Consider the following 19628-nt stretch of genomic DNA (forward strand, 5'->3'; position numbering starts at 1 on the left):
GCATGGCGTCAGGGTACCGCAGCGGCCCCCGCCGACGCTCGGCCGTTTCACCCGATGGCACAACGAGAAGCGGGCCACCCGATCCGGGTGGCCCGCTTCTCCACTGTGGAGCTAAGGAGAATTGAACTCCTGACCTCCTGCATGCCATGCAGGCGCTCTACCAACTGAGCTATAGCCCCTTGTTTGTTTGCCGCTTCGGTTTCCCTTGCCGGTTCCCCTTGGCGACGTCCCAAACATTACACGGTCATGGCCCTGGTCCAAAAATCGGTTTCCACCAACCATGGGCCATGTCCGATTTGCAACGGTCTGTCATGCTCTCGCGAACTGGTAGAACCGCTTGAGCGTGCAGTGCTCGTCGAGCAGCCGACCATAGATCGGCTCCCCTTCCAGCTCGCGGTACGTCTCGATCGGGTCGCCTTTTATGATCAGCGCCCGCGCGCATTCCTCGCACCAGTACTGGTAGTCGGGGTTGACCGGGTCCATGTCCCGCACGATCGGCGTCCCGTTGTTGCACCAGTCGCACCGGCGCCGGTGTGCACCCATCCGTTCGCGACTCCCTCCCGCGTCGGGCCGTCGACTCCCCCTCCGGCTGTCCGATTCTGCCACGCCGGTGCGGGCCAGGTCAGCAAACGCAAAGGGTACAAAAGCAAGGATCCCGCCCCCACTTGGGGACGGGATCCTGATTGTGGAGCTAAGGAGAATTGAACTCCTGACCTCCTGCATGCCATGCAGGCGCTCTACCAACTGAGCTATAGCCCCGCTCTCCGCCGCGCTTCCCCCGTCTCCGGTGTTCTTCGCTGCGAACAAGAAGAACTCTAGCCTGTGACCAGCCGGAAAGTGAAATCCGGGTCGGAGCCCTGGTGGGAAGCGGCAGGGAGCCGGTCAGTCGTCGTCGCCGAGCACCGGTTCCGGCAGCGTGCCGGCGTTGTGCTCCAGCAGGCGCCAGCCCCGGGCGCCCTCGCCGAGGACGGACCAGCAGCAGTTGGAGAGCCCGCCCAGGCCCTCCCAGTGGCGCGGCTCCAGGCCCAGCAGGCGCCCGATCGTCGTACGGATGGTGCCGCCGTGGCTGACGACGACGAGCGTGCCGTTCCCCGGCAGCGCGTCGGCGTGCTCCAGCACCACGGGCGCGGCGCGGTCGGCGACCTCGGTCTCCAGCTCACCGCCGCCGCGGCGAACCGGTTCGCCACGCTTCCACGCCGTGTACTGCTCGCCGTACTTGCCGAGGATCTCCTCGTGCGTCAGGCCCTGCCAGTCACCGGCGTACGTCTCGCGCAGCGCCTCGGTGTGCGTCACGGGCAGCCCCGTGACCGCGGCCAGCTCGGCCGCGGTGGCCGCGGCACGCCGCAGGTCCGAGGCGACGATGGCGTCCGGCTTCAGGGACGCGAGCAGCCGCGCGGAGCGGCGCGCCTGCGCCAGGCCCGTCTCGGTCAGCTCGATGTCCGTGGAGCCCTGGAAGCGCCGCTCCAGGTTCCAGGAGGTCTGGCCGTGCCGCCAGAGGACGATCTTCCTGCTGGACCTGGCCGGCCCGGCCGCTTCGGTCGCGCTCAGAACAGATCACCGTCCAGGTCGTCGTCGCCCGCCGCCTCGCGCAGCTTGGCGTGCTCCTCGGCCTTGCCGATGGTGAGCTTGGCGTCCTCGGGGAGCTCGATCTCGGGGCAGTCCTTCCACAGGCGCTCCAGCGCGTAGAAGACCCGCTCCTCGCTGTGCTGGACGTGGACGACGATGTCGACGTAGTCGAGCAGGATCCAGCGGGCGTCGCGGTCGCCCTCGCGGCGCACCGGCTTGGCGCCGAGCTCCTTCTGCAGGCGCTCCTCGATCTCGTCGACGATCGACTTGACCTGGCGGTCGTTGGGCGCCGAGGCCAGCAGGAAGGCGTCGGTGATCGACAGCACGTCGCTGACGTCGTACGCGATGATGTCGTGCGCGAGCCGGTCGGCCGCTGCCTGGGCAGCGGTGGTGATGAGCTCGATGGAGCGGTCCGTGGCGGTCACTGGCCATGCTTTCGGGTCGGCGGGCAGATCCCTACAAGGGTCTCATGTACCGCCGACGGCGCCCGCGCGGAATGTTCCGCGCGGGCGCGAGCGCCCCTCCCCGCCGGACGCGGGCCCGGTCAGGACGGCTTGTAGTCCTTGCCGAGGATCACCACGACCTCGGCGTTCACGACGTTCTCGGCCTTCTTCACGACCGTTTCGGGCAGCCCCAGCGTCTTGGCCACCTCGATCGCGCGGTCGCGCTGGGCGTCGTCCTGATAGGTGATCTGGGAGGCCGCCGCGGCCTTGTCCGCCTTGCCGCCGTCCACGAAGGTGTAACCGCCGTTCATCAGCGCCGCCTTCGCCGCGACCTGCGTCTTCTCGTCGCCGGTGGCGTCCTTCAGGCCGACGCGCGGGGCGGCTCCGGGCTGGGCGGCGTCGGCGGACCCGCCGAGCACCTCCTTGACGACCTTCTTGTTGGCCTCGTCCGTGAGCGTCCCGTCCGGCTTCACCGCGATGACGTCGGTGCGGTAGGCGCCCACCTTGGCGTGCGCGCCGAGCTTGGACAGCAGGGCGCCGAGGGTCTGCGCGTCGAGCGCGGGATCCAGGATCTGGCCGATGCTCTCGACCGTGACGGCGGCGGCCTTGGGGTCGCTGGGGACCTTGCGCAGGACGGCGTAGAGCACCTTGCCGGTGCGCTCCAGCTGCTTGGCTTCCGCTTCGCCCTGGGCGCGGTGGGTGGCGTACGCGACGGCCATAGGGCCGCTCAGGCTCTGCTTCTGCCCCTGGGCGACGGCCGGGGTCTTGGCCGCGTCGTCGGCCGGGACGGCGGTGTCGGTGTCGACCTCGATGCCGCCGACCAGCTCGACCAGGTTCTCCAGGAAGGGTGTGTCCAGGCGCCAGGTGCCGCCGATGCTGGTGCCGAGCACGGCGTCCAGGGCCTCGCGGGTGCCGAGGCCGCCCTCCTCCACCGCCTTGCCGAGGGCGGTGGCGGTGCCGTCCTGGCCGGTGACGGCGAGGGCATTCGGCAGCAGGACGGTGGCGCCCTGCTTGGTGGTGACGTTGTCGACGAGCAGCGCCGAGGAGGTGCCGCCCTTCTTGGTGTTGTGCAGGTGCACGACGATCATGTCGCGCTTCTGCGCCCCGGGGTCCGCGGTCGTGGCGGTCTTGGTTCCTGGACCGTCGAGGAAGGGCAGCTTGCCCGCGTACCAGAGGTAGCCGGCGCCGCCGACGACGAACAGCGCCAGGACGACGATCAGGGCGGTGACCCGGTTGCGGCCGCGGCGGCGGGCCTCCTCGCGGCGCTCGGTGCGGCTCTCGGTGAACTTGAGCCAGTCGATGACGTCCTCGGACTCCTCGTCCGGCTGGTCGATGAAGGCGAACATCTCGGTGCGGTAGTCCCGGCCCGCCTCGGAGCCGGCCTCGGGCCGGCGCGGCTCGGGGACCTGGGCGGCGGGCCGCTCGGCCGGGGCCTCGGGCCGCTCGGCGGCACGGGGCTCGGGCGGCGCCTGCTGCGGAATCCACTGCTGGGCCTGCGGCTGGGTCTGCTGCGCCTGCTGCGGGGCCTGGTACTGGGTCTGCTGGGCGTCGTACCCGTAGGGGGACGGCGCCTGGGTGTACTCCTGCTGCCCGTACTCCTGCTGCTGCGGGTAGTACTGATGCTGGGGCTGCTGGGGCTGGGCGTAGCCCTGGTGGTCGTAGCCGTAGCCCGGCTGTTCGTAGCGGGGGGCGGCGGGCTGCGCGGGCGCCTGGCCGTACACCGGCCGCCCGTACGCGTCGTAGCCGATGAGCTGCTGCTCGTGAGCGGCATACGGGTCGTACGGATCCTGTCGGTCGTTCACCGCGGGCCCCTTTCTCCGGAAGCTCAGGCTCCCCGGTACAGCTCACGCTTGTCGATGTAGCGCACCACACCGTCCGGCACCAGATACCAGACGGGGTCGCCCTGGGCGACCCGCGTGCGGCAGTCCGTGGACGAGATCGCCAGCGCGGGGACCTCGACCAGGGAGACGCCGCCCTCGGGCAGCCCGTCGTCGGTGAGCACGTGGCCCGGCCGGGTGACTCCGATGAAGTGGGAGAGCGAGAACAGCTCGTCGGCGTTGCGCCAGGTCAGGATCTGCGCGAGCGCGTCGGCACCCGTGATGAAGAACAGGTCGGCGTCGTCGTTCAGCGCCTTCAGGTCCCGCAGGGTGTCGATCGTGTAGGTCGGCCCGCCGCGGTCGATGTCGATGCGGCTCACCGAGAACTGCGGGTTCGACGCCGTGGCGATGACCGTCATCAGGTAGCGGTCCTCGGCGGGCGAGACCGCCCGCTGGGACTTCTGCCACGGCTCACCGGTCGGCACGAACACCACCTCGTCGAGGTGGAAAAGGGCGGCCACCTCGCTGGCGGCCACCAGGTGTCCGTGGTGGATCGGGTCGAATGTCCCGCCCATCACGCCGAGCCGGCGTTTGGCCGGACCGGTAGGCGTCTCCTGCTCTCCCATGAGCGCAGAGCCTACTGGCCCGGCGGACCGGTCCGGCTGGGGGCCGTGTTGCGAAGTGGCGTCGTCCGCCGGAGAGCGGTGCGGGCCGGACGGGGCTTTCGAAGCACTTCCAGTGCTTCGACCGCACTAGCGGTCGCGGTTCAGGCGCGTGGTGACCCACAGCATCAGCATCAGGATGATGAAGGCGGCGCCGCCGGTCACGTACGGGTTGAGGCTGTCGTGGTTGCCGCCGTGCTGCTCGGCCCCCTCCGAGGCGAGGACGACCAGGTTGTGGGCGGTGGAGGAGAGGCTCATCAGGCAGGTACCTATCGAGTCGGGGAGCGGGCGGAGACTTCGCTCACATCGTATGCGGGCGCCCGGGGCACGCTCGCGCCGACTCAGGCGTTGGAGAGGATAGACGCATCGTCGAGCAGGTGGATCAGGGGAGGGCGCAATGACGCAGACGGGATTCGAGAAGACGCCGGCGCGGGACCGCAGGAGGTTCCCCGGTATCTCCTCGCGTGCGTACGAGCATCCGGCGGACCGGTCGGCACTGGTGGCGCTGCGGAAGCTGACCGGCTTCGACACGGTCTTCAAGGCCCTGAGCGGGCTGCTCCCGGAGCGCAGCCTGCGCCTGCTGTTCCTGTCGGACTCGGTGCGGGTGGGCGAGACGCAGTTCCCGCACCTGCACGCGATGCTCCGTGACGCCTGTTACATCCTGGACCTGGAGAAGGTCCCGCAGATGTACGTGCAGCAGGACCCGCGGCCGAACGCCATGTGCATCGGGCTGGACGAGCCGATCATCGTGGTGACCACGAGCCTCGTCGAGCTGCTGGACGAGGAGGAGATGCGGGCGGTCGTCGGCCACGAGGTGGGCCACGCGCTGTCGGGGCACTCCGTCTACCGCACGATCCTGCTGTTCCTGACGACTCTGGCACTGAAGGTGGCGTGGATCCCGCTGGGCAACGTGGCGGTCATGACGCTGGTGACCGCGCTGCGGGAGTGGTTCCGCAAGTCGGAGCTGTCGGCCGACCGGGCGGGGCTGCTGGTGGGGCAGGACGTGACGGCCTCGATGCGCGGGCTGATGAAGCTGGCGGGCGGCAACCACCTGCACGAGATGAACGTGGATGCCTTCCTGGAGCAGGCCGACGAGTACGAGAAGGGCGGCGACCTGCGGGATTCCGTGCTGAAGATCCTCAACATGCTGCCGCGCACGCACCCCTTCACCACGGTCCGGGCGGCCGAGCTGAAGAAGTGGTCGGAGAGCCGCGACTTCCAGCGGATCATGGACGGCCACTACCCGCGCCGCGAGGAGGACAAGGACACCTCGGTCACGGACTCCTTCCGGGAGTCGGCCGCGCACTACGCCGATTCGGTGCGCACCAGCAAGGACCCGCTGTTCAAGCTGGTGGGTGACATCGCGGGCGGCGCGGCGGACATGGGCGGCAGGCTGCGCGACCGGTTCACCGGAGCCGGAGCCGGATCGGGCTCCGGCGCGGACACGGGCGCCGAGGGCAAGGGCGGGGCTACGGGGCAGGGCTGACCGGGGCGCCGGGTGTCGCGGAGGGGGCCAGTACGCCGCACAGCCCCGCCGTGCGCCTGGGGTGGCCGCTGGCGTACGGGTCGCTCGCGGCCGGTCCGACCGTGGTGGGGCCGGCCCCGGCCAGGAGCGGGCGGAAGCCCCCGGCCGGGTCGGCGGAGCAGTCGTGCGGCCCGGCCATCACATAGGCCGAGGCCAGCTCCAGCCGCCGGGCGCCCAGGTCGTCGCGGTCGAAGCGCAGCCGCAGCTCGCGGCGGACGGTGAAGAGCGACGCGCCGTCGGCGGCGGCCGGGGCTCCGGCGGCCGCCCGTACGGCGTACACGAAGGTGTGATCGGTGGTGACCTCCAGCACGTCCTGGGCCACCTCCTCGTAGGCGAGGCTGCCGCTCACACGGACCCGGGGGTCGGCCATGGCCGCGGTGGCCGGGTCGAAGCGGACCAGCCAGCCGGTGGCCGCGTGCCGGCCGTCGCCGGAGGGCGAGGTCATGCTGCGGTCGAACTGCTCCAGCTGGTCGGGGTCGAGCAGGACGCGCACGGGCCGGGTGGCGGACCCGGCGAGCACGTCGGGGTCCAGCGAGGACTGCACCAGGTAGTCCTTGGCGATGGACAGGGCGGTGACGACCTGGACGTCGGTGAAGTGCTGGGTGCGGCGCACGGCGGGCAGGCTGATCCCGGCCGCCCCGACCCTGTAGTCGGCGGCGGGGCTCTTGGCGAGCAGCTCGGGCGGCGTCCCGCCGGGTACGGCGGTGGTCGGCGCGAGGGGGACCACGGTGCTGGTGAGCGGCCCGGCGGGCCCGCCGGGCGGGGGGACGTAGGGGTTGCGCAGCCCCATGTAGACGGCGACGGCGAAGGCCGTGGCGATGAGCAGTACGAGCAGCATGCCCTGCCGTGCGCCGCGGCCGGGGGTGCTGGTCCGGGGTGCGGAACTCGACCAGACGGACCGGCTGCGGACGGCCCGGGCGTGCTCGCCCATGCGTTCTTGTGCGGAGTACTCCTGGAGCCGGGCAGCACGGACGAAGTCCTCGTCGAACACCACCGATCGGTACTCGTCCGACCGGAATTCGTCGTCGCCCCCGCCGGTGCCGTCGGGGGTGCCGTCGGGTGGGTCTCCTGGCACGGCCATCGCTTCTCCCCGCTGTCCCCGCTTCAGAGAAGCCCCCAGCTCCGGCGAACGCGAGTGGGGTCGTACCTTCAGGGTTGGCGTACTGAGGGGTACGTAAACGCGCCGACGCCGGTGACTTCACCCCTGGGCGTGCTGGCGGGCGCGGGAGCGGGGTCCTTTGCGCCCGAGGCACTGCGGTAGACGGCGCTGAAGGCGAGCGCGACCATGCCGAGGCCCATCACGAAGGCGAGCACCCAGGCGACGGGGCGCAGCCAGGGGGCGCGGCCGCGGTAGGGGCGCAGGCTGCCGCCGTAGACGCCGTAAGGGCCGTCGGGGTGGCTGTGGGCCCGCTCGTGGCCGCCGCCGCGGTCCCAGCCGTACTCGTCGGCGTCGTACTCGTCGGGGTGGCCGTAGCCGTAGCCGTCGTGGTCGTCGTCGCCCGTCCAGCCGCCGGCGACGGCTCGGGCGGCTTCCGCCTCCGCGCGCGCCCGGTCGGCCGCCCGCTGGCGCTCGGCGGCGCTCGGTTCATGGATCTCGGCGTTCCGGACGAAGTCCTCGTCGAACACCACGGAGGCGAAGTACTCTTCCGCGCCTCCGCGGTCGTCGTCGGGCTCCCCGTCGTCCGGGAACGGCTTGCCCCCCACGTCGTCCGGCACGGGAACAGAGTAGACCTGGGGGGAGCCGTTGGGCAGGGTGTCCGCCGAATTCCGGCCACGCCCTGGGGGTGATTCGACTACCGAACGTGACCGTCGCCGGTGACGATGTACTTGGTGGAGGTGAGCTCGGGAAGCCCCATCGGGCCCCGGGCGTGCAGCTTCTGCGTGGAGATGCCGATCTCGGCGCCGAAGCCGAACTGGCCACCGTCGGTGAACCGGGTGGATGCATTCACGGCGACGGTGGTGGAGTCGACCAGCTGGGTGAAGCGGCGTGCGGCGGCCTGCGAGGTGGTGACGATCGCCTCGGTGTGGCCGGAGGTCCAGCGGCGGATGTGGGTGACGGCGTCGTCGAGGGAGTCCACGACGGCGGCGGCGATGTCGTAGGAGAGGTACTCCGCGGCCCAGTCCTCGTCCGTGGCGGGCAGCGCGGTGGCCTTGGTGCCTTCGGCGGCGGCGATTACGGCCTGGTCGCCGTGGACGGTGACGCCGGCGTCGGCGAGCGCGTCGAGGGCGCGCGGCAGGAAGGCGGCGGCGATGTCGCGGTGGACGAGGAGGGTCTCGGCGGCGTTGCAGACGGAGGGCCGCTGGGCCTTGGAGTTGAGGAGGATGTCCACGGCCATGTCGAGGTCGGCCTGGGCGTCGACGTAGACGTGGCAGTTGCCGGTACCGGTCTCGATGACCGGGACGGTGGACTCCTCGACCACGGTCTTGATGAGGGAGGCACCGCCGCGCGGGATGAGCACGTCGACGAGGCCGCGGGCGCGCATCAGCTCGCGGACGGAGTCGCGGGACTCGCCGGGGACGAGCTGGATCGCGTCGGCGGGCAGGCCGGCGCTCACGACGGCGTCGCGGAGGATGGCGACGAGGGCGGTGTTGGAGGCGTAGGCGGAGGAGCTGCCGCGCAGGAGGACGGCGTTGCCGGACTTGAGGCAGAGGGCGGCGGCGTCGACGGTGACGTTGGGACGGGCCTCGTAGATGATGCCGACGACGCCGAGGGGGACGCGGATCTGGCGGATGTCGATGCCGTTGGGGAGGGTGTTGCCGCGGACGACCTCGCCGACGGGGTCGGGGAGGGCGGCGACGTCTCGGACGTCGGAGGCGATGGCGGCGACCCGCTCCGGGGTCAGGGTGAGGCGGTCGATGACGGTCTCGCTGGTGCCGGCGGCGCGGGCCTTGTCCGTGTCCACGGCGTTGGCGGTGACGATCTCGGTGGTACGGGCCTCCAGCGCGTCCGCGATCGCCAGCAGGGCCGTGTCCTTGGCGGACCGCGGGAGTGGGGCGATGGCCGCGGCGGCGGTCCGGGCGGCTTGCGCGGTCGCGAGGACGGGGGAGGTGGCGGTGGCGTCGTCGAGCGAGGTCATGCCGACCAGGGTAGTGCGCCGGGGGTGCGGCCCCGGTGGGGCTTCCATCCCGCGAGACGGGTCGGGGGTGGCCGCTGCGCGGAGCCTGCTCCCCGCCCCGCCCTTTCTCCGTTTCCCGGGGCTCCGCCCCGGACCCCGCGCCTCAAACGCCGGCGGGGCTGGAGAGCAGGGGCCCGCGCGTCCCGGCCCCGCGCCTCAGACGCCGGCGGGGCTGGAAGGGCAGGGGCCCGCGCGTCCCGGCCCCGCGCCTCAGACGCCGGCGGGGCTGGAAGGGCAGGCCCGTGCGTCCCGGCCCCGCGCCTCAGACGCCGGCGGGGCTGGATCGCGGGGGCCTACAAGCGCGTCAGTATGGGTGGACGCCTACCGGGTGGGCCGGGGGTGGGCCGTAGCCCTCGGCCACGCGCAGGTGGTAGGTGGCGCGGTCGATGACCTCCAGGCCGACGATCTCCCAGGGCGGCAGCTGCGCCGAGGAGCGGTGCTCGCCCCACAGGCGCAGCGCTACGGCTGCCGCGTCGTGGAGGTCGCGGGCCTCCTCCCAGTACCGGATCTCCGCGTGATCGTCGGCGTACCGGCTGGTCAGCAGGAACGGGTGGTCGTGCGCCAGTTGCTCCAGCCCCCGCCTGACCTCGGACAGCGGGGCCGGCTTGCCGGAGACGCTGAGGGTCACGTGCCACAGACGCGAGGCCTCGCCCTGCTCGTACCCTCCGCCGTCACCGTCCCCCGTACCGACGCTGGTCAGCGCTCGTCTCACCAGCCGCCTCCTGTCTCGCTACGCGTGTCCGCCTGCCGGGCCCTCTCACAGTTGACCAGTCCCCGGGCGGCCGCGCTGCGGTTTTGCCGAACCTCAGCCCTGGAGCAGGACCAGATCGTCCCGGTGGACGACCTCCCGCTCGTACGCGGGTCCGAGTTCCCGCGCGAGCTCGCGAGTGGAGCGGCCGAGGAGCTGCGGGAGCTCCTTGGCGTCGAAGTTGACCAGGCCCCGGGCGACGGCACGGCCGTCCGCCGCTCGCAGCTCCACCGGGTCGCCCGCGACGAAGTCGCCCTCGACCGCCGCGATCCCGGCGGGCAGCAGCGAGCTGCCCCGCTCGGTGACCGCGCGGACGGCGCCGTCGTCCAGCACGAGGTGGCCCTGCGGGGTGGAGGCGTGCTGGAGCCAGAGCAGCCGGTCGGCGCTGCGCCGCCCGGTGGCGTGGAAGAGCGTTCCGGTCGCCCGTCCCGCCAGGGCGTCGGCGGCCTGGCTCGCGGAGGTGAGCACCACGGGGACGCCGGCGGCCGCCGCGATCCGCGCCGCCTCGACCTTGGTGACCATGCCGCCGGTGCCCACGCCCGCCTTGCCGGCGCTGCCGATGGAGACGTGCGCGATGTCGCCGGGCCCGCGGACCTCGTCGATGCGGGTGGTGCCGGGCAGGGACGGGTCGCCGTCGTAGAGGCCGTCGACGTCGGAGAGGAGGACGAGGAGGTCCGCGCGGACCAGGTGGGCGACGAGGGCGGCGAGCCGGTCGTTGTCGCCGAAGCGGATCTCGTCTGTGGCGACGGTGTCGTTCTCGTTGACGACCGGGAGCGCGCCCATGGCCAGCAGCTGGTCCAGGGTCCGGTACGCGTTGCGGTAGTGGGCGCGGCGGCTGGTGTCGTCGGTGGTGAGCAGCACCTGGCCGACGCGCAGGCCGTACCGCGCGAAGGAGGCGGTGTAGCGGGCGACGAGGAGGCCCTGTCCGACGCTGGCCGCGGCCTGCTGGCGGGCGAGGTCCTTGGGGCGGCGGCGCAGGCCCAGCGGGGACAGACCGGCGGCGATGGCTCCGCTGGAGACGAGGACGATCTCCTTCTCGCCGCCGCTGCGGGCCTTGGCCAGGACGTCGACGAGCGCGTCCACCCGGTCGGCGTCGAGTCCGCCGGCCGCGGTGGTCAGGGAGGAGGAGCCGACCTTGACCACGATCCTGCGGGCGTCCACGACACCTTGCCTAGCCGCTGACACGTTGTTCCCCTTGCCCCTTGCCTTCAATGCCTGCCACCTCAATCTACGGGGTGGCCGACGGAGGCCGCTCAGGGGTTTCAGACCGTGGACGAGGTCCTGGCCTGCCCTTCGTGCTCCTGCGGCCCGGCGGCCCGGTCGGCGCCGGGGACGAGGATCTTGCGGGAGAGGAGGAAGGTGAAGGGGATGGCCACGACCGCCGCGACGAGCGGGGCGATCCGGGTGTCCATGCCGGCCCAGGCCACCAGGGCGTAGAGGCCGGCGGACTGGATGACGTAGTTGGTCACGTTCGTCAGCGGGAAGAGGAGGAACTTCTTCCAGGTCGGCCGGGTCCGGTAGGTGAAGTAGGTGTTCATGAAGAACGAGCCGACCATGGCGAGCACGAAGGCGAGCGAGTAGGCGGCGAAGTACGGCATCCAGGGGTGGAGGAGGAGGTAGATGCCGAAGAAGGTACCGGTGTTGACCCCGCCCACCAGGGCGAAGCGGAATACCTGGCCGAGTTGTTCCCTGCGGCTCATCGGGTGCTGCGCTCCGCGATCGTCGGTTCGGTCGCCGGGGTGGCCGGGGTGGCCGGCGCGGTCCTCGGCAGGGGTTGGGAGCCGTGCGACTCCTTCACCAGGAAGTGCGGCCGGCGCTTGGTCTCGTAGTAGATGCGGCCGATGTACTCGCCGACGAGGCCCAGCATGATCAGCTGTACGCCGCCCAGGCCCGTGATGATGGCCACAAGGGTGACGTAGCCCGGGGAGTCCACACCGTTGGTGATCGCCATGACCGTGATCCACAGCGCGTACAGGCCGGTCAGGGCGACCAGCGACACGCCGAACCAGATTCCGATCCGCAGCGGCCTGTTGTTGAAGGAGATCAGGCCGTCCATGCCGTAGTTCAGCAGGGCGCCGAACTTCCACTTGGTCTCGCCGGCCTCGCGCTGCGCGTTGCGGTAGTCGAAGTGGACGGTGTCGAAGCCGATCCAGGAGAACAGGCCCTTGGAGAAGCGGTTGTACTCCGGCAGGGACAGCAGGGCGTCCACGGCCGGGCGCGACAGCATCCGGAAGTCGCCGACGCCGTCGGTCAGTTCCACGTCGACCCAGCGGTTGACGCCCCGGTAGTAGAGGCGGCTGAGTGCGGAGCGCATCTTCTTGTCGCCCTCGCGCGTGCGGCGGGCGATGATCTGGTCGTGGCCCTGCCGGTAGTGCTCCAGCATGGTGGCGATGAGTTCCGGCGGGTGCTGGAGGTCGGCGTCCATGATCACGACGGCGTCGCCGGTGGCTTCGCGCAGGCCGGCGAGCATGCCGGCCTCCTTGCCGAAGTTGCGGCTGAAGGAGACGTAGCGGGTCTGTTCGCCGTGTTCCGCGGCGATCTTCCGGAGCTTGCCGAGGGTGCCGTCGCGGCTGCCGTCGTCGACGTAGCAGACCTCGTACTCGACGGGCAGGGCGTCCAGGACCCTGCGGATCTCTTCGTCGAAGCGGTCGATGACGGCTTCTTCGTTGTAGCAAGGGACAACTACGGACAGCTTGGTCATGAACACTTCCTGCTGGATCCGAACGGGTGATTGTCGGCGACCGGACCCGCCTCTCACCTCTTCCTTAGAAGTATGCACGGCGAGTGACCGCCGAGAGTCGCCCTGCCTGAGCCGAGGGCGGCACACGGTAGCTTTGACGGGATAAGCGGAATGAGCGGAACGAAACGAAGGGATCGAGGTGCACGTGCCCGACGTCTCGGTGGTCGTCATCGTCTACAACGACGCAGAGCGTCTGTCGACAGCAGTCCAGTCGGTTCTCGACCAGACACTCCAGGGTGTCGAGGTCGTGATCGTCGACGACTGCAGCCAGGACCGCTCCTTCGCGGTCGCCCAGGAACTTGAGGCACAGCACCCCGGGAGGGTGCGCGCCTTCCAGCTGCCGCAGAACAGCGGCGGCTGCGGCGCGCCGCGCAACCACGGCATCCAGCAGGCCACGGGAACGTACGTGATGTTCCTCGACAGCGACGACGTGCTGGAGCGCAACGCCTGCCGGAACATGCTGGCCGCCGCCGAGCGGACCGGCTCCGACCTGGTCTCGGGCATGTGCGTACGCGTGCACCTCGACAACCGGTGGGGCAAGACCACCGAGTGGTACCCCTGGATCTACTCGCGCACGCGCACGCTGGAGTCGATCACCGAGTTCCCGGACCTGCTGGTCTACGACACCCTCTCCACGAACAAGTGCTACCGGCGCGAGTTCCTGCTGGAGCAGGGCCTCGAATTCCCGGTCGGCATCCACTACGAGGACCTGCTGTTCTCGGCGCAGGCGTACGTGGCGGCCCGGCGCATCACGCTGATCCCCAACCACGTGTACTTCTGGAACGTGGTCGAGAAGGCCGCGGCCAAGTCGATCAGCAACCGGCGCCACGAGATCGCGAACTTCGTCCACCGGATGGAGATCCACCGGCGCGTCGACGAGCTGCTGGCGGCCAAGGGCCACACGGACATCAAGTCCGCCAAGGACGCCAAGTTCCTCAAGCACGACCTGGTCCTGCACCTGCGCGACCTGCCGCTGCTGAGCGACGAGTACCGCCAGGAGTTCGCGGGCCTGGCCAACGGCTACCTCGCCGGCATCGATCCGGAGGCGTACGAGCACGTCACCCACCTCCAGGCGATCTGCGCGTACCTGCTGGGCAAGGAGGACTGGGACAACCTGCTCCCGGCCGCCGACGCCATGATCAACAAGGGTCGGCTGACCTCCCCGCTCGCCGAGCGCGACGGCCGCGTCTACTGGTGCGCGCAGCACATCGACGGCCCCGACGCCGCCGAGGCCCGCCGGATACTGGACGTCACCGAGCAGGGCTTCCACACCACCCCCCTGCCGTCCCTCACCCTGGGCAACCGCCTCACCTCCTACGAGGACGACGGCCGCGGCACCGTCACGCTGTCCGGCACCGTCGTGAACCCGCTGGGCCGCATCGACGCCGACGCCGAGCTGAAGGCCACGCTGGAGCTCCGGGCCCGCCGGCAGGTCGGCGTGCGCTCCTTCAGCTTCCCGGTGGCAACCGTGCGCCACGCCGGTGACACGATCGAGTGGCGCACCACCGCGGACATCGGCGGCACCGTGCGCCCCCTCGGCATCATCGACGCCGTCTGGGACGTCCGCCTGAAGCTGACCGCCGGACGCGATCGGATCATCACCCGCGTCTCGGTCGGCGGCCTCGACCTGGACTCGGCGGCCCGGCTGCGCGTCCGGCCGCGGCTGACCCGCCTGGTCTCCGACCGCTTCACGGCGGAGATGACCAAGAAGGGCAACCTCTCCTACGTCCTGACCGCGGAGGGCGCCGCCGCCGTCCGCACCCAGTCGCTGATCAACAACGCCATACAGGGCAAGGCGGCCGGCGTGGTCAAGCGGGGTCTGCGCAAGGCCCTACGGGCCCGCCGGAACATGGGCTCCGGCGAGCAGAAGGTGAAGATCTACCACGAGGTCTTCTCGAAGCTGCCGGTCAAGAAGGGCACGGTCGTCTTCGAGAGCCACATGGGCAAGCAGTACAGCGACAGCCCCAAGGCCATCTACGAGGAGATGGTCCGCCAGGGCGTGCCGTTCGAGGCGGTCTGGTCCTACGCGGGGGCGAGGCCCACCGGCTTCCCCAAGGAGGCCACCCTGGTCAAGCGGTGGAGCTGGCAGTACCTGCGCGCCCTCGCCCAGGCCGAGTACTGGGTCGACAACCAGGGCTTCCCCCTGGCCCTGGCCAAGCGCCCCGGCACCACCTACATCCAGACCTGGCACGGCTCCGCGCTCAAGCGGATGGGCTTCCACGAGCCGCGCACCAAGGCGCAGGGGCGGGCCGCCCAGGACCGCTTCCAGGCGGCCGTCGACCGCTTCGACCACTTCCTGATCCGCTCGGAGCACGACGCCCGCACCCTCGCCAAGGGCTTCCGACTGCGGGACGAGGTGCTGCTGCGCACGGGCTACCCGCGCAACGACGCCCTCGTCGAGGCGCACCGGGCCGAGGCGGACAGCGGCGAGCGGGTCCGCGGCGCCCTCGCCTCGGAGCTCGGCATCGACCCGGACAAGAAGGTGCTGCTGTACGCGCCGACCTTCCGGGCGGGTGCGGACGGCGCGGTGGAGGGCTTCACCTTCCCCTTCGACGTGGAGGAGTTCGCCGACCGGCTCGGCGACCGCTTCACGCTGCTGGTGCGCACCCACTACCTCAACAGCGTCTCGCTGCCGCCGTCGGTGGCCGGGCGGGTCGTCGACGTGTCACGGCACCACGACATCACCCCGCTGCTGGCCCTCGCCGACGGGCTGATCACCGACTACTCGTCGGTGATGTTCGACTACGCCGTCCTGGACCGGCCGATGGTGTTCTTCGCGTACGACTACGACAAGTACGCCACCGACATCCGCGGCACGTACTTCGACCTGAAGGAGAAGGCCCCGGGCCCGGTGGTGGCCACCGCGGACGAGCTCCTGCAGGCGCTGGCGGTGTTCGAGGAGGCGGACACCAAGTACGCGGAGGCGCGGCAGCGCTTCCTCACCGAGTTCGGCGAGTACGACCGCGGGGACGCGGCCCGCCAGATCGTCGAGAAGTTCTTCACCGGGAGCGGCAAGTGAGCCGGGACATCTTCATCGTCTCCAACAGCGTCGACGAGATCGGCGGCGTGACCACCTGGTCGCACCAGATGGCCCGGCTGTTCTCCGAGCGCGGCCACCGGGTGCACATCGTGGGCATCGCCCCCGTCGCCGAGGAGATCCGGCAGAAGCTGCCGCAGGACCTCCCGTACGAGACGACCACGCTCTACGAGACCCACCCGCCGGCGGCGCGCCGGCTGCGCGGCATCAAGGGCAGGCTGAACGCGCCCGAGCGGCGCCGCCAGGCGGCCCGGCGGTCGATGATGCAGGCCAAGGCGGACCGGCTGAGCGAGCTGCTGCGCGGGGCACGGCCGGGCGGGGTCGTCATCGTCACCCAGGTCTGGGCGATGGAGTGGGTCGCGCTCGCCGACACCAAGGGGCTGTCCGTCGTCGGCATGAGCCACGAGTCGTTCGAGGCCAGCCAGAAGTCGACGCGCGGCGACCGGGTGCGCCGGCACTACCGGGAGGTCGACCGGCTGCTGGTGCTGACCGCCGAGGACGCCGACCTCTGGATCCGGTCGGGCATGGAGAACGTCGCCAGCATGCCGAACCCGATTCCCTTCATGCCCGACACCCCCGCACCGCGCACCTCGAAGGTCGTGGCCAGCGTCGGCCGTCTCGCGTTCGAGAAGGGCGTCGACCTGCTGCTCGACGCGTGGGCGGACGCGGCGCCGCTGCACCCGGACTGGGTCCTGCGGATCTACGGGGCGGGCCTGGAGGAGGAGGCGCTGCGGGCGCACTGCACCAGCCTGGGCATCGACGACTCCGTGGAGTGGATGGGCAGCACCGACGACGTGCTGGGCGCGCTGCGCGGGGCCTCGGTCTTCGCACAGGCGTCGCGCGCCGAGGGCTTCCCGATCACCCTGCTGGAGGCGATGGCCGCGGGCGTGCCGGTGGCGGCCTTCGACTGCGCGCCGGGCGTGCGGGAGATCGTCGAGCACGGCGAGGACGGGCTGCTGGCCCGGCTGGGCAACACGATGGAGCTCGCCGGACACCTGCACGCGCTGATGTCCGACGGCGAGCTGCGCGACCGGCTCGGCGACCACGCCTTCCGTTCGGTGAAGCGCTACTCCAGCGCCGAGATCACCGACCGGTGGGAGGAGCTGTTCGCCTTCCTGGAGCGCTGACGGACCGGCGCACGTGACGTGACACGGTGAAGCCGCCCGCCCCGGAGCGTCCGGGGCGGGCGGCTTCACCGTGTGGCGGCTTCACCGTGTGGCTTCGCCGTATGGCCGGAGGCGGCCGTCAGGCCTTGTGGACGTCGCGGTGGGAGTCCTTGCGGGCCACCTTGTTGGCCTCCCAGCCCGCCCAGGCGGAGGTGACCATCTCGCTGACGTCGTGGCGGGCCTTCCAGCCCAGCACGGTGTTGATCCTGTCGGCGGAGGCGACGACCTTCGCCGGGTCGCCGGGCCGGCGCGGGCTGACGACCGGGGCGTAGTCGTGCCCGGTGCCCTTGTTCAGCAGCTCGACCATCTCGGCGACCGAAACGCCCTCGCCGCGCCCGATGTTGACGGTGAGGTCCTTGTAGTCCTCGGCCGCGGCCCACTCGGCCAGCTTGCGTGCGGCCGCCACGTGGGCCTCCGCCAGGTCCTCGACGTGGATGTAGTCGCGGATGCAGGTGCCGTCCGGCGTCGGGTAGTCGTCACCGAAGATCTTGGCGCCCTGGCCGGCGTCGTACCGCTCGAAGACCATCGGCACCAGGTTGAAGACGCCGGTGTCGGCGAGCTCCGGGGTCGCCGCGCCAGCCACGTTGAAGTAGCGCAGGCAGGCGGTGGAGATGCCGTGCGCCTTGCCCGCGGCGCGGACCAGCCACTCACCGGCCAGCTTGGTCTCGCCGTACGGGCTCAGCGGCGCGCACGGGGTGTCCTCCGTGACCAGGTCCACGTCGGGCATGCCGTAGACGGAGGCGGAGGAGGAGAAGAGGAAGTTGCGCACGCCCGCGTCGGCCACGGCCTGCAGCAGCACCGTGAGGCCCTGCACGTTCTCGTGGTAGTAGTACAGCGGCTTCTCGACGGACTCGCCGACCTGCTTCTTGCCCGCCAGGTGCACCACGCCCGTGATCTTGTGCTCGCGGAGGGTCTTCTCCAGCACCAGCCGGTCCAGGACCGAGCCGACCACCAGCGGGACGCCCTCCGGGACGCGGTCCTCGTTGCCCGTGGAGAGGTCGTCGAGGACCACGACCTTCTCCCCCGCGAGCACCATCGCGCGGACGACGTGCGCGCCGATGTAACCGGCGCCACCGGTGATCAGAAACGTCATGTGTATCTCCTTGGTCCTGTCCGACTTCGGTGGGAAAGCGCAGCGGGGCGCATCCGGTTCAGCCCGCCGCCCGGGCCGCCCGGGCCCGGTGGAGGCGGTTGCGTACGAGGTACAGGGCTCCCTCGGCGCCCGGCGCGAGGCGCAGCGCGAGGGCGCCGGCCCCCGTCCGGTAGGGCTGCGCCAGCAGAACACCGTACCGGCTGCTGGGCAGGGCCCGACGGCGGAGCAGCCGGCCCCGGGGGCGCAGGGAGGTGAACACCGAGCTCCCGTCGGCGCAGTGCACGCCCACCCCGACGTTCCAGGCCTGCATCCTGCGCAGCCCCTGGCGGCGTCCGGTGACGGCCAGGTCGGCGAGGCGGAAGGGCAGGACGGCCGTCCAGCCGCCGTCCCGGTCCGCCATCAGCTCCACCGGGCGTGCGAGGACCGGCTCGCCGCCCGCGCGGGGCATGAAGCTCAGGCGCGCGGTCTGCGGACCGGCCTCGGCGAGGCGCCCGTAGAGGTCGTGCACGCGGATCCGGACGGCGCCGCGGCCGGCCGGTTCGGCGTCCACGGTGACGGGCAGCTCCTCGACCGGCAGCGCCGTCAGGCCGTCGAGCCCGACGGGAAGCTCCTCGCTCCACACCGGCTCGCCTGCGGCGCCGACCGCGTACGGGGGCAGCAGACGCGGCGGCTCGGCGGCCAGCCGGGTCAGCCGCTCGACGTCGGCGGGCGGGGTCGCGGTGGCGCGCAGCACCCGGACGATCCAGCGGGCGTGAGCCGCGGCGGCCTCGACGTCCGCCTCGGCGAAGGTGTCGACGTACTCGCGGGTGAGGGTCCACCAGGCGGCCCGGTAGTCGGGGTTCGCGCCGAGTTCGCGCAGGTACATGCGCAGGTCGTACTCCAGGAACTTCACCTGGCAGGCGCTGCCGAGGACCGGCGAGGCCGCGGCGAGGGTCCGGGCGGCGGTGCGGTGGGCCTCGATGCGGGAGCGCCAGTTCCCGACGTCCTTGCGGTCCAGGGAGATCGACACCTGGGCGGCGGCGCGGCGCACGTGCCACACGTAGACGAGGTCGCCGGTGACGGCGATCCGGGGGGCCGCGGCGAGGACGCGGGAGGTGAAGACGAAGTCCTCGTAGACGAACCGGCCGTCGGGGAAGCGCAGGCCGTGCTCCTCCAGGAAGGCGCGCTCGTAGAGCTTGTTGACGCAGAGGGTGTCGCGGACCAGCTCGGGCCGGTCCGCCGGGCGCTCGATGACGTCGCCCGGCGTGTAGAGGCCGGGCATCCACGGCACGTCGTGGTGCTGGGGCAGCTCGCGCCGCACGGCCGCGCCGACGGTGACGGGCGCCCGGTGCTTCTCGGCGGTGCGCACCAGGGCGTCCGCAGCGTCCGGTGGCAGGATGTCGTCGCTGTCGAGGAAGAGCACGTACCGGCCGGACGCCGCGGCGATCCCGTCGTTGCGCGGGGTGCCGCACCCGCCGCTGTTCTCCGTCCGGTGCACCACCTTGAGGCGGGGGTGGGCCGAGGCCAGTTCGTCCAGCACCCGCGCGGTGCCGTCGGACGAGGCGTCGTTCACCGCGATGACCTCGCCGACCACCGGGCCCTGGGCGAGGGCCGAGGAAACGGCCTCGCCCACGAGCCCGGCGTCGTTGTACGCGATCACCACGACGGAGACGGTGGGGAGGTTGCTGCTGTTCACCCGGAGGATCCTAGGCGACCGAGATAAAGACACCTTCAAA

Annotated in this window: 18 protein-coding genes and 2 tRNA genes; 3 read left to right on the forward strand and 17 right to left on the reverse strand. The window is 71.3% G+C overall.

What is annotated here, in order from left to right; genetic code table 11:
- Positions 1-106 precede the first annotated feature (106 nt).
- The 8 genes from BSL84_RS11210 to BSL84_RS36480 all read right to left on the reverse strand — a co-directional run bounded on the left by BSL84_RS11210 (position 107) and on the right by BSL84_RS36480 (position 4746).
- Positions 107-179: transfer RNA gene (locus BSL84_RS11210), tRNA-Ala, on the reverse strand.
- Positions 180-309: 130 nt separating this feature from the next.
- Positions 310-483: a hypothetical protein gene (locus BSL84_RS11215; protein ID WP_157854762.1), complete on the reverse strand. Its 174-nt coding sequence runs from the start codon at positions 481-483 to the stop codon at positions 310-312.
- A gap of 203 nt (positions 484-686) precedes the next feature.
- Positions 687-759: transfer RNA gene (locus BSL84_RS11220), tRNA-Ala, on the reverse strand.
- Between the two features lie 123 nt (positions 760-882).
- The gene (locus BSL84_RS11225; RefSeq protein WP_030027739.1) at positions 883-1548 is read right to left on the reverse strand and encodes a histidine phosphatase family protein; all 666 of its coding nucleotides are present in this window, start codon (positions 1546-1548) and stop codon (positions 883-885) included.
- On the reverse strand, positions 1545-1991 hold the full coding sequence (rsfS, locus tag BSL84_RS11230; protein WP_030027741.1) for a ribosome silencing factor: 447 nt from the start codon (positions 1989-1991) through the stop codon (positions 1545-1547). The genes BSL84_RS11225 and rsfS overlap by 4 nt, the downstream gene beginning before the upstream one ends.
- Positions 1992-2110: 119 nt before the next feature.
- Positions 2111-3811: an LCP family protein gene (locus BSL84_RS11235; protein WP_030027742.1), complete on the reverse strand. Its 1701-nt coding sequence runs from the start codon at positions 3809-3811 to the stop codon at positions 2111-2113.
- 23 nt (positions 3812-3834) lie between these two features.
- Positions 3835-4452 (reverse strand): nicotinate-nucleotide adenylyltransferase, encoded by a 618-nt coding sequence (nadD, locus tag BSL84_RS11240; RefSeq protein ID WP_030027743.1) that lies wholly within the window; start codon positions 4450-4452, stop codon positions 3835-3837.
- A 126-nt stretch (positions 4453-4578) separates the two neighbouring features.
- Positions 4579-4746 carry a hypothetical protein gene (locus BSL84_RS36480; protein ID WP_037661433.1) on the reverse strand — a complete coding sequence of 56 codons (168 nt, stop codon included), beginning with the start codon at positions 4744-4746 and terminating at the stop codon, positions 4579-4581.
- A gap of 139 nt (positions 4747-4885) precedes the next feature.
- Between BSL84_RS36480 and BSL84_RS11245 the strand changes: the two genes are divergently transcribed.
- Positions 4886-5974: a M48 family metallopeptidase gene (locus BSL84_RS11245; protein WP_045320782.1), complete on the forward strand. Its 1089-nt coding sequence runs from the start codon at positions 4886-4888 to the stop codon at positions 5972-5974.
- Here the strand turns inward: BSL84_RS11245 and BSL84_RS11250 are convergent.
- The 7 genes from BSL84_RS11250 to BSL84_RS11280 form a co-directional block, all read right to left on the reverse strand.
- Entirely contained in the window at positions 5958-7094 is a 1137-nt protein-coding gene (locus BSL84_RS11250; RefSeq protein WP_075970267.1) for a hypothetical protein, read from the reverse strand. The two genes, BSL84_RS11245 and BSL84_RS11250, sit on opposite strands and share 17 nt — an antisense overlap.
- A gap of 68 nt (positions 7095-7162) precedes the next feature.
- A complete protein-coding gene (locus tag BSL84_RS11255; RefSeq protein WP_075970268.1) occupies positions 7163-7729 on the reverse strand; it encodes a hypothetical protein in 567 nt (188 codons plus the stop codon).
- Positions 7730-7806: 77 nt separating this feature from the next.
- Entirely contained in the window at positions 7807-9090 is a 1284-nt protein-coding gene (locus BSL84_RS11260) for a glutamate-5-semialdehyde dehydrogenase (RefSeq protein WP_075970269.1), read from the reverse strand.
- A 343-nt stretch (positions 9091-9433) separates the two neighbouring features.
- A complete protein-coding gene (locus tag BSL84_RS11265) occupies positions 9434-9829 on the reverse strand; it encodes a hypothetical protein (protein WP_234308419.1) in 396 nt (131 codons plus the stop codon).
- A gap of 105 nt (positions 9830-9934) precedes the next feature.
- Positions 9935-11062 (reverse strand): glutamate 5-kinase, encoded by a 1128-nt coding sequence (gene proB, locus BSL84_RS11270; RefSeq protein WP_030027142.1) that lies wholly within the window; start codon positions 11060-11062, stop codon positions 9935-9937.
- A gap of 77 nt (positions 11063-11139) precedes the next feature.
- Positions 11140-11577: a GtrA family protein gene (locus BSL84_RS11275; RefSeq protein WP_037661048.1), complete on the reverse strand. Its 438-nt coding sequence runs from the start codon at positions 11575-11577 to the stop codon at positions 11140-11142.
- Positions 11574-12578, reverse strand: a complete 1005-nt coding sequence (locus BSL84_RS11280; RefSeq protein WP_037661045.1) for a glycosyltransferase family 2 protein — start codon at positions 12576-12578, stop codon at positions 11574-11576. Before BSL84_RS11280 ends, BSL84_RS11275 begins: the two co-directional genes overlap by 4 nt.
- Before the next feature lie 178 nt (positions 12579-12756).
- On the opposite strand from BSL84_RS11280, the gene BSL84_RS11285 reads away from it, so the two are divergent.
- Positions 12757-15636: a bifunctional glycosyltransferase/CDP-glycerol:glycerophosphate glycerophosphotransferase gene (locus tag BSL84_RS11285; RefSeq protein ID WP_075970270.1), complete on the forward strand. Its 2880-nt coding sequence runs from the start codon at positions 12757-12759 to the stop codon at positions 15634-15636.
- Positions 15633-16781 carry a glycosyltransferase gene (locus BSL84_RS11290; RefSeq protein WP_030027138.1) on the forward strand — a complete coding sequence of 383 codons (1149 nt, stop codon included), beginning with the start codon at positions 15633-15635 and terminating at the stop codon, positions 16779-16781. The genes BSL84_RS11285 and BSL84_RS11290 overlap by 4 nt, the downstream gene beginning before the upstream one ends.
- Positions 16782-16899: 118 nt before the next feature.
- Here the strand turns inward: BSL84_RS11290 and galE are convergent, their stop codons facing one another.
- A complete protein-coding gene (gene galE / locus BSL84_RS11295; protein ID WP_030027137.1) occupies positions 16900-17913 on the reverse strand; it encodes a UDP-glucose 4-epimerase GalE in 1014 nt (337 codons plus the stop codon).
- A 58-nt stretch (positions 17914-17971) separates the two neighbouring features.
- Positions 17972-19588, reverse strand: coding sequence for a glycosyltransferase family 2 protein (locus BSL84_RS11300; protein ID WP_075970271.1), 1617 nt, complete (start codon positions 19586-19588; stop codon positions 17972-17974).
- Positions 19589-19628: the final 40 nt, after the last annotated feature.

This window comes from Streptomyces sp. TN58 (genome assembly GCF_001941845.1).
GTDB lineage: Bacteria > Actinomycetota > Actinomycetes > Streptomycetales > Streptomycetaceae > Streptomyces.